The sequence below is a fragment of the Acinetobacter sp. YH1901141 genome (genome assembly GCF_013416935.1).
In the GTDB taxonomy this organism is placed as follows: Bacteria; Pseudomonadota; Gammaproteobacteria; order Pseudomonadales; family Moraxellaceae; genus Acinetobacter; species Acinetobacter towneri.
Genome location: NZ_VPEY01000043.1, coordinates 1 through 8,306, shown reverse-complemented (window position 1 = coordinate 8,306; position 8,306 = coordinate 1). Strand labels below are relative to the sequence as shown.

Annotated in this window: 8 protein-coding genes and 1 pseudogene; 2 read left to right on the top strand and 7 right to left on the bottom strand. The window is 41.8% G+C overall.

The genetic code is table 11. The features are described from left to right. Positions 1–245 (top strand): transposase domain-containing protein (locus tag FTV52_RS13720; protein WP_179991007.1); only part of this gene is annotated, 245 nt, incomplete at its 5' end. Positions 246–293: 48 nt separating this feature from the next. On the opposite strand, the gene FTV52_RS13715 is transcribed toward FTV52_RS13720, so the two are convergent. From FTV52_RS13715 to FTV52_RS13690, 6 genes are all read right to left on the bottom strand, one after another. Then, positions 294–2,231: an ATP-binding cassette domain-containing protein gene (locus tag FTV52_RS13715; protein ID WP_179991006.1), complete on the bottom strand. Its 1,938-nt coding sequence runs from the start codon at positions 2,229–2,231 to the stop codon at positions 294–296. Positions 2,232–2,322: 91 nt separating this feature from the next. Next, on the bottom strand, positions 2,323–3,927 hold the full coding sequence (locus tag FTV52_RS13710; protein WP_179991005.1) for an IS66 family transposase: 1,605 nt from the start codon (positions 3,925–3,927) through the stop codon (positions 2,323–2,325). A gap of 74 nt (positions 3,928–4,001) precedes the next feature. After that, entirely contained in the window at positions 4,002–4,337 is a 336-nt protein-coding gene (gene tnpB / locus FTV52_RS13705; RefSeq protein WP_179991004.1) for an IS66 family insertion sequence element accessory protein TnpB, read from the bottom strand. Further along, the gene (locus FTV52_RS13700; RefSeq protein ID WP_179991003.1) at positions 4,334–4,717 is read right to left on the bottom strand and encodes a transposase; all 384 of its coding nucleotides are present in this window, start codon (positions 4,715–4,717) and stop codon (positions 4,334–4,336) included. Before FTV52_RS13700 ends, tnpB begins: the two co-directional genes overlap by 4 nt. Before the next feature lie 334 nt (positions 4,718–5,051). Then, complete coding sequence (locus FTV52_RS13695) at positions 5,052–5,447, bottom strand: hypothetical protein (RefSeq protein ID WP_179991002.1); 396 nt, start codon at positions 5,445–5,447, stop codon at positions 5,052–5,054. Continuing rightward, positions 5,447–5,878 (bottom strand): hypothetical protein, encoded by a 432-nt coding sequence (locus FTV52_RS13690; protein ID WP_179991001.1) that lies wholly within the window; start codon positions 5,876–5,878, stop codon positions 5,447–5,449. Before FTV52_RS13690 ends, FTV52_RS13695 begins: the two co-directional genes overlap by 1 nt. 868 nt (positions 5,879–6,746) lie before the next feature. On the opposite strand from FTV52_RS13690, the pseudogene FTV52_RS13685 reads away from it, so the two are divergent. After that, positions 6,747–7,004: pseudogene (locus FTV52_RS13685) on the top strand (hypothetical protein); the annotation flags it as partial. A 70-nt stretch (positions 7,005–7,074) separates the two neighbouring features. On the opposite strand, the gene FTV52_RS13680 reads toward FTV52_RS13685, so the two are convergent. After that, the coding region (locus FTV52_RS13680; RefSeq protein WP_257221776.1) for a type I restriction enzyme endonuclease domain-containing protein at positions 7,075–8,306 on the bottom strand (1,232 nt) is incomplete at its 5' end.

The window sequence follows — 8,306 nt, the reverse complement described above, 5'->3', positions numbered from 1 at the left end:
TTTGCAATAACTGGGTGGAAAACCAGATGCGCCCCTGGGCGTTGGGACGTAAGAACTGGTTATTTGCAGGTTCGCTGCGCAGCGGTCAGCGAGCAGCCAATATTATGACATTAATCCAGTCAGCAAAACTGAATGGGCTGGATCCCTATGCCTATTTAAGTGATGTGCTGAAAAGGTTGCCGACACATAAAGTGACTCAGATTGAAGAATTGCTACCACACCGCTGGAAACCTAAATCGAATTAAAAAATAGGCATGGGGGTTCAGCGGACGCTTACGGTTTTGCTTTTTAAATTAAGCTTCAAAACTACTTTCCATTTCTTCTAATTCCATCATTAATTCAAGCATTTGCTCTTTGACAGATTCAAGTTTGGCTTTTAATTCTGTTTGCTCATTCATTAGTTTGAGTAAGTCATCTTTACGACTGGCTTCATATAAAGCACTGTCTGCTAATAATTCCTCGATTTCGTTTAAGCGTGGCTGAATTTTGCTGATTTGCGCTTCATTTTTTTCAATGTTTTTACGAATCGGGCGGGTCAATTCACGCTGACGTGCAGCTTCTTTACGTTGCGCTTCTTTATCGACTTTGGAAATCGTCGGTTTAGTTTCAACTTGAGATTTGATGGGAGTCGGGGCTTGTTGACTATTTTTCATCATGTCGATCCGTGCTTGACGCAGCCAATCGGCATAAGCCACGAGGTCACCATCAAATTCGCGACATTTCCCATGATGTACCAATAATAATTCGTCACAAACACTGGCAATCAATTGACGTTCATGCGAAACCAAAACCACAGCGCCTTCAAAGTCTTGTAATGCCATAGTTAGCGCATGACGCATATCAAGGTCTAAATGGTTGGTCGGTTCATCTAGAATTAAAACATTGGGACGCTGCCAAACAATCAAAGCTAAAGCCAATCGTGCTCGTTCACCGCCTGAAAATCCTTCACTTGGCGTATCCATGCGTTCGCCACTAAAACCAAAGCTACCTAAGAATGAACGTAATACCGCTTCACTGATTTTTTTGTCAGCGATTCGAGATAATTGCAACATTGGGCTGGCATTGCCATCTAGAGCATCCATTTGATGCTGTGCAAAATAGCCAATATTTAACAGTTCCGAGGCTTTGCGCGTCCCTTGTAATAAGGGAAGGTCACCAACCAAGGATTTAATTAAGGTTGATTTACCCGCACCATTCATCCCGAGTAAACCAATGCGACTGTTTGGGGTAATCTGTAAATTCACATTGGTGGCAATCAGTTTGTCACCATAGCCAATATCGACATGTTCCATTTGTAACAGCGGCGAGCTCATTTTGGTTGGCTCACGGAAACTAAAGGTAAATGGCGTATCGACATGCGCGGCAGAAAGTTCCTGCATACGTTCTAATTGTTTAATACGGCTTTGAGCCTGCTTAGCTTTAGTCGCTTTGGCTTTAAAACGGTCAATAAATTTTTGGAGATGCGCACGAGTTTCGAGTTGTTTTTCATAGGCTTGTTGTTGTTGTGCCAAGCGCTCAGAACGGGTGCGTTCAAAGGTTGAATAGTTACCGGTGTAAAGCGTCAGCTCTTGATTTTCGATGTGTAAAATATGATCAGTCACCGCATCTAAGAAATCACGGTCATGTGAAATTAAGATCAGTGTGCCTTCGTAAGCTTTTAACCAATCTTCTAACCACAAAATCGCATCTAAGTCTAAGTGGTTGGTTGGCTCATCGAGTAATAACAGGTCAGAACGGCTCATCAGGGTACGCGCAAGGTTTAAACGCATACGCCAACCACCTGAAAAGCTTGAAACATTGAGCTGGGACTGATGTTCAAAGAATCCCAGGCCAGCCATCAGCTGTGAGGCTTTGGATGGAGCTGTATAGCCATGGATTTCATCAAATCGGCCATATAAGTGTGCCAATGCTTCATTGTCTAATTGTTCTGGATGTTCAAGTTTATGTTGTATATCCCAATATTCCTCATCGCCTGAAAGAACGAAATCAATCGCTTTCATATCGAGTGCTTTGATTTCTTGTGCCATATGAGCGACGGTCCATACTGCAGGACGAGTTAAGGATCCGCCATCAGATTCCATTCCACCTAAAAGCGCAGAAAAAAGAGTCGATTTACCCGCACCATTTACACCGGTTAAGCCGATTTTCCAGCCTGGATGCAATTGCATAGATGCTTTTTGAAATAAAACACGCCCACCGCGACGAATGGAAAGTTGGTCTAACTGAATCATGGAACTAACTAAACAAGAAGAATGTGAGGCTATTCTAATGGATGGCTTTGCAAAAGAAAAGTAAGCGTCCGCTGAACCCCATGCCTATTTTTTAATTTGAGTTGGATTTCCAGCGATGTGGCAGTAACTCTTCAATCTGGGTCACTTTATGTGTCGGCAGCCTTTTCAGCACATCACTTAAATAGGCATACGGATCCAAGCCATTCAGCTTTGCTGACTGGATTAAAGTCATGATATTCGCCGCTCGCTGGCCGCTGCGCAGCGAGCCAGCAAACAGCCAGTTCTTGCGCCCTAAGGCCCAAGGTCGCATTTGATTCTCTACCCAATTATTGCAAATCGGTAGATTGCCATCATCCAAATAGCGGCTTAAAGCTGGCCAACGCTTCAGAGTGTAATTGATAGCCTTGGCGGTAGGAGAACTCGATGGCACTGTCAGATGATGTTGGTTGAGCCATTCATATAGTTGTTGCATCACTGGTTGACTATGCTGTTGTCGGTATTCGCGGCGGTCTTCCGCTGTACCATCGGTCTTTTTCCTGAGTTCTGCTTCTATCGCATACAGTTTCTGAATCAGCACTAATGCCTGTTCAGCAACCTGACTTTTCCCAGTTACATGCAGTTCATGGAATTTACGACGTGCATGGGCCATGCAGCCCACCTCAATCACCTGACCTGATTTAAAACGTGCTTTATAACCACTGTAATCATCACAGACCAGATGGCCCTGCCAGTCTTTCAGGAACTCTTCAGCATGCTGGCCTGAACGACTATCCTGAAAGTCATAGATCACCGCTTGAACTGGATTGTACTGTGTGGTGGCATAGGCCCAGACATAACCTTTCTTCGGTTTTTTCTCATTCTCACCCATCCGCATAATGGTGACCGGCGTTTCATCGGCATGGATCACCCGCTGTTGCAGCACCACCTGTTTTAAGGCATTGGCCAGAGGTTCCAGTTCCACACCGCAGCGACCAATCCAGTCAGATAACGTGGATCTGGACAGATCAATGCCCGCCCGCTGATAGATCAGGCGCTGACGGTACAGCGGCAAATGATCGGCATACTTCGATACCAGCACATGGCTGAGCAGTTCAGGTGAAGCAATGCCTTTATCAATCACATAGGCGGGCATCGCTTGCTGAGTCAGGGTGTCACACTGATCACAGACCCATTTGCCACGTACATGCTGTTCCTTATAGAACTGTGCCGGTCTGAAATGCAGTTTTTCACTGATATCTTCGCCGATACGACGTAACTGGCAGCCACAACTGCATTGGGTTGATGCTGGTTCATGCTCAATACGAATGGTGTGTAGATGATCGGGCAGCAGTCGACGTTTAGGTTTATTTGCTTTGGCTTTGTGTGTCGCTGCATCGGTTTTATCTGCATTCAGCCGTTCCAGTTCCAGATCAACGGCTGCAATATCTTCTTCGACCGCTTCATCCCAGAGATGGATTTGTTTTGCAGTGAGATGTTCGTTTTTACTGCCGAATTTGTGCTGTTTAAATAGTGCGAGTTCATGCTCGTATTTTTGATTGAGAATAGAAAGATGCTGAACTTTGGCATCCAATTGCTGGTTTGATTTTTCTAATTCTTGATTTGATTGTGCCAGAGACTGATGCTGCATCGCCAACTGCCGGGTAAATTCCAGCAGTTGTTCATGGGTCAGTTGGCTTAAGTCAGGCAGCGTATTCATGACCGCAGTATGCCTGAGGTCATGACGCAGAGGAAATAGAACGTTTGGAGAATAGCAGAATAGCCGAGCTTGGTTTAGAGCATTGTTACCACTTGCTGTCGTCCAATGCGCTGCCAGGGCAAACCCTGGATTAATGCCTGTAACTGTTCCGGGCTGAGGGCCACGGTTTCACCTTGGTGAACTTTAGCCCAGTGGAATTTTCCCTGTTCCAGCCGCCTGGCACACAGCCAGATGCCCAGTCCATCATGTACCAACACTTTCATGCGATGGCCACGTTTATTACAGAACAGGTAAGCACAATGCGGTTTGATGTAGCCAAAGGCTCTCACCACCTGAGCCATGGTCGTATCCATACCTGCACGCATGTCCATGGGCTGAGTAGACAACCAGATTTCATCAATACGGATCATGTTGCCAGTGCCTTGAGTAATTCTGCCAAGGCAGGTATTTCTGATGTCAGCCATTTCAAGCCAATTTCTGCTTTTGAGTGGGGTAAAGTAATTTGAACTTTTAACATGTCAGTAGGAGTAGGATCTAATGGTGCAGAGCAAGATAAGGCAATAAATGCAGGTTTATTCGGTAGTGGTGAGCAATCACTCCCTGGCTTAGCATCAATTAAGCGAATCCATTTGGATACAAGATTTGTATTCAATCCATGTTGCAAAGCGACTGAAGCAATTGAAACGTCCGGTGCTTTACAAGCCTGAACGATCTGCTGTTTAAATTCAGCACTGTATGTTCTTCGTTTTTTCGCAAGAGATGCGATGGATGTCTGATTATTTGTAGTCATAAATTTAAGTCCCCACTTGTTTCTAAGTGGGGACTAAATTAAGGCTTATAGGATGAATTCAGAAGGTGTGTTCAGCGGACGCTTACATAGAAAGAGATAGACTATTCCAAGCTAAAAAGGAAATAAGGATGTCTGATCTGCCTACCTGAATAAGCAGATTAGTAAGGATGAGATAAAGGATATATAAATGACTGACCTAGTTTGGTATTACTCTTACTTAGCCTAAGTCGTTCTAAATAAGTAATGAGAAATATATCACACTATTTTATAAATCTTAAGTCCTAAATACTATATGTAGTGTTTTTATTTAATTTAAACCACTATATATTGTGATTCACCCATTGCGCCATTTAAACAACTCTTCGCAGCTTTCACCAATTTCTTTTTCTAACTGATCCTGATATTTTTCTAAACCAATAACTGATCCTGATTGCGTAACTCTATTAGCTATTATATAAGCTTTCTCATCTTCTATAACTTGTACCAGTTCGCATAATTTCACTTTGTATCTTTTATCTTTATTAACAATGTTGTTTCTTGGATCTTTAATAAGAAGAGAACTAATGTATTTTTCATTCTTTAACTCAGCGAAAAGTCCTAAAGTTTGGTAAAAAACATCTCTAGATTGTTCAGCCTTCGGTTCAGTGTATTTGTATACAGTGTTATAAGCGTAGCTAGTTGAGATACTAGATACAGCCAAAAGAGAGAGTAGGGTAGTCTTAATTTTCATTATTTAATCCCTAGTAATTTTTTATATCTTGTCTTGTCTTCTTTCAAAACATCCCTACAGTCTCTACCTACTTCTCTATTATTCTTCTCAATTTCTTTTTCCGCAGGTTTTATATATGTTCTATAAGCGTAGTCGTCACTTATTCCTGCATTAATTACTTTTAAATTTCTTTGTATTTGGGCTATAAAATTATAATGAACGAAATTTGACCTGCACAAATTAGCTTTTCTTTCTAATTCATCTCTAGATCTTACATTGATTTGGCCATCCCGCATCTGAAGTTGTTCATACAAAGCAAGCTCACGTACAACTTGTTCACGACTAGTTAATTCTATTGTGGGATATTCATAAACGTAATCTGGAGTTGCATGTGTCAATATTGGTAAACCAAACACCAGAATTGAACTTAGAATTATTTTTAAAATGGTCATTTTATAAGCTGTTGTAAAGCTTCAGATAGTTCAGTATAGCATTCTGTACCTGATCCGTTGAATGAAATTTTAGGCTTATAGTGGTAGTCGTTCATTTCTGTTTTGAACGTTACTTCTATGTCATAGACTGCTTCTGCTGTATCGGTTAGTTCTAGTAGGATCTCCCATTCGTATGGCATAGAGCGAATTGTACCGTATCTGGTGAGTATGTTGTTCATGGTTATGCCGAGCTTGTAAAATGACTCTTCCTTGTTCCAGCATTTTATTAGGTAGAAGAGTTGACCGCCATTCAGTACAGCTTGATCTAGGAAGGCTTGACGCTTACAGCCCTTGATCTTCATTTGTTGTCTTCTTAGTACGTGGCTTTCTTGTTTTTGGTAATACAGGTACACGAGCATCTGCTGTTGCTTTCTTATTGGCTTGTACCAGATTAATGTTGTTGACTTCTAAGCTTGCTTCTAAAGCATTGTCGATACCACTTTTATAAGTTTTAATTTCAAAGTCTTCAGCAGCTTTGAAGTATTTTCAAATGCAGTTACAGGAACAGTAGGTCCATTTAGAATAAGCTGTAGCTTTGTTTGATATGACAGTTCTGGGTTGAAGTCGTTATATGTTGCTAATACAAATTTTTTTTTATTGGTAATGATGAATACTGAATACATAGTTATATCTCTTTTTATTTGAAGTTGTTTTTGTTCTTATTAAATGTTTGTCTATACATAATTTTTAGTTATAAAAAACAGATTAATATATAATATTTTTTATTATATTGTCAATCTTTATAACTTTTAGGAGTAAGAATACCTATTCTACATAGGCTATTTTCTTGAATTAAGTTCTTTAAGACATTGAGAATATCTATTTTCAGATTAGTGGTTTCTCTTTTTCATTCAAACCTAAGCAACCTGTGGATGCAATTACGCATAATAAACCTAAGAAATTGACAGATAAACAGATTCAATTCTTTGCCAACAAGCTAGCTCACCATGATCCATTTGCAAGCAAAAAAGCTGCAGTAGGGGAAAGCTATGCTGATCTAGAGAAAAGGCTTCTGATTGAACTACAAGATGTCGAGTTTGTCAGAAAGTATGCTGGTGTTCTCAAAGAGTTAGGCCTCGAGGTATGATATGCAACTAGATTAGTTGTTATGTAGAACTAATCTAGTTTTGTAATAATTTCAATTTGATTGCAAAAAATTAAGCGGCAGATAACTCATCCGCCAATTGCTCCGCCTGCTCCAAGACAGTCTCTGTTGCAAGCAAAGCCATATCAGGTGGATAGCCATACTTCTTGAGTAATCGTTTCACAATAACTCTGAGTTTCGCTCTCGCAGATTCCTTAACAGTCCAATCCAAGGTTACATTCTTACGAATCGAGTCTGTGAGGACAACTGCAAGCTCTCTAAGAATATCCTTTTGCATCAACTCTCTAGCACTGTCATTGTCTGCGACTGCTGAGTAGAATGCATATTCGTATTCAGTCAGGTTGAGTTCTTCTGCCAGCTTGTCTGACTCTTGGATTGCCTTAGCCAACTTGATGAGTTCATCAATGACTTCGGCTGCTGTCAGCACCTTATTTTGATAGCCCTTGATCGCAGAGCTCAGCATATCCATGAGTTTTTTACCTTGCGTGACACTCCGCTGTTCTCTTACCTTGATCTCATCACCAAGGAGCTTCTTCAATGTTTCAAGTGCAATGTTCTTATGCTGATAGCCTTTCATCTCCTGCATGAACTCATCTGAGAGAATTGAGATGTCTGGCTTCTGGATTCCTGCTGCATCGAAGATGTCGACCACTTGTTCTGTAACAAGTGCTTGGTCAATGGTTTGCTTTACTTTGGCTTCAAGCTCAGCATTACTCATGCCAGAGACGTTGCCTGAGCCATCACTGAACTTCGCAAGTCGCGCTTTCACTGCTTGGAAGAAGGCAACCACTGGTGCTGCTTCCATCGCATGAGGATGAGGCACTGCTAAAGCAAATGCCTGTGACATCGCTGCAACTGCTGTCAGGAAGCGAGTCTTACCTTCTCCTTGGTCTACACCTAAGATGTGTTCTTCTGCTTCGAGGATAATGTTGAGCTTACGAGAAGTATTGGCTGTGAAGTATTCTTGGTAATTGAAGCCATGCATGATGCCATCAATCACTTCGAGCTTCTCTTGTAGAATGGTTGCAGCTTCGTCTTGCACTAATGCAGGGTCACCCTTACCACCCGCTTCAGAGTAAAATGAAAGTGCTTCTTTCAGGTCAGATGCGATACCAAGGTAATCGACAACTAAGCCACCAATCTTGTCTTTATAGACACGGTTCACTCGTGCAATCGCTTGCATGAGGTTATGGCCTTTCATTGGCTTGTCGATGTAGAGCGTGTGCATACTCGGTGCATCGAAACCAGTCAGCCACATATCGCGAACAATCACGAGCTTCAGCT

Coding starts and splice junctions, on each gene's coding strand:
- FTV52_RS13710 (WP_179991005.1), bottom strand. CDS start 3,927: ATGAATACGCTGCCTGACTTAAGCCAACTGACCCATGAACAACTGCTG.
- tnpB (WP_179991004.1), bottom strand. CDS start 4,337: ATGATCCGTATTGATGAAATCTGGTTGTCTACTCAGCCCATGGACATG.
- FTV52_RS13715 (WP_179991006.1), bottom strand. CDS start 2,231: ATGATTCAGTTAGACCAACTTTCCATTCGTCGCGGTGGGCGTGTTTTA.
- FTV52_RS13700 (WP_179991003.1), bottom strand. CDS start 4,717: ATGACTACAAATAATCAGACATCCATCGCATCTCTTGCGAAAAAACGA.
- FTV52_RS13690 (WP_179991001.1), bottom strand. CDS start 5,878: ATGACCATTTTAAAAATAATTCTAAGTTCAATTCTGGTGTTTGGTTTA.
- FTV52_RS13695 (WP_179991002.1), bottom strand. CDS start 5,447: ATGAAAATTAAGACTACCCTACTCTCTCTTTTGGCTGTATCTAGTATC.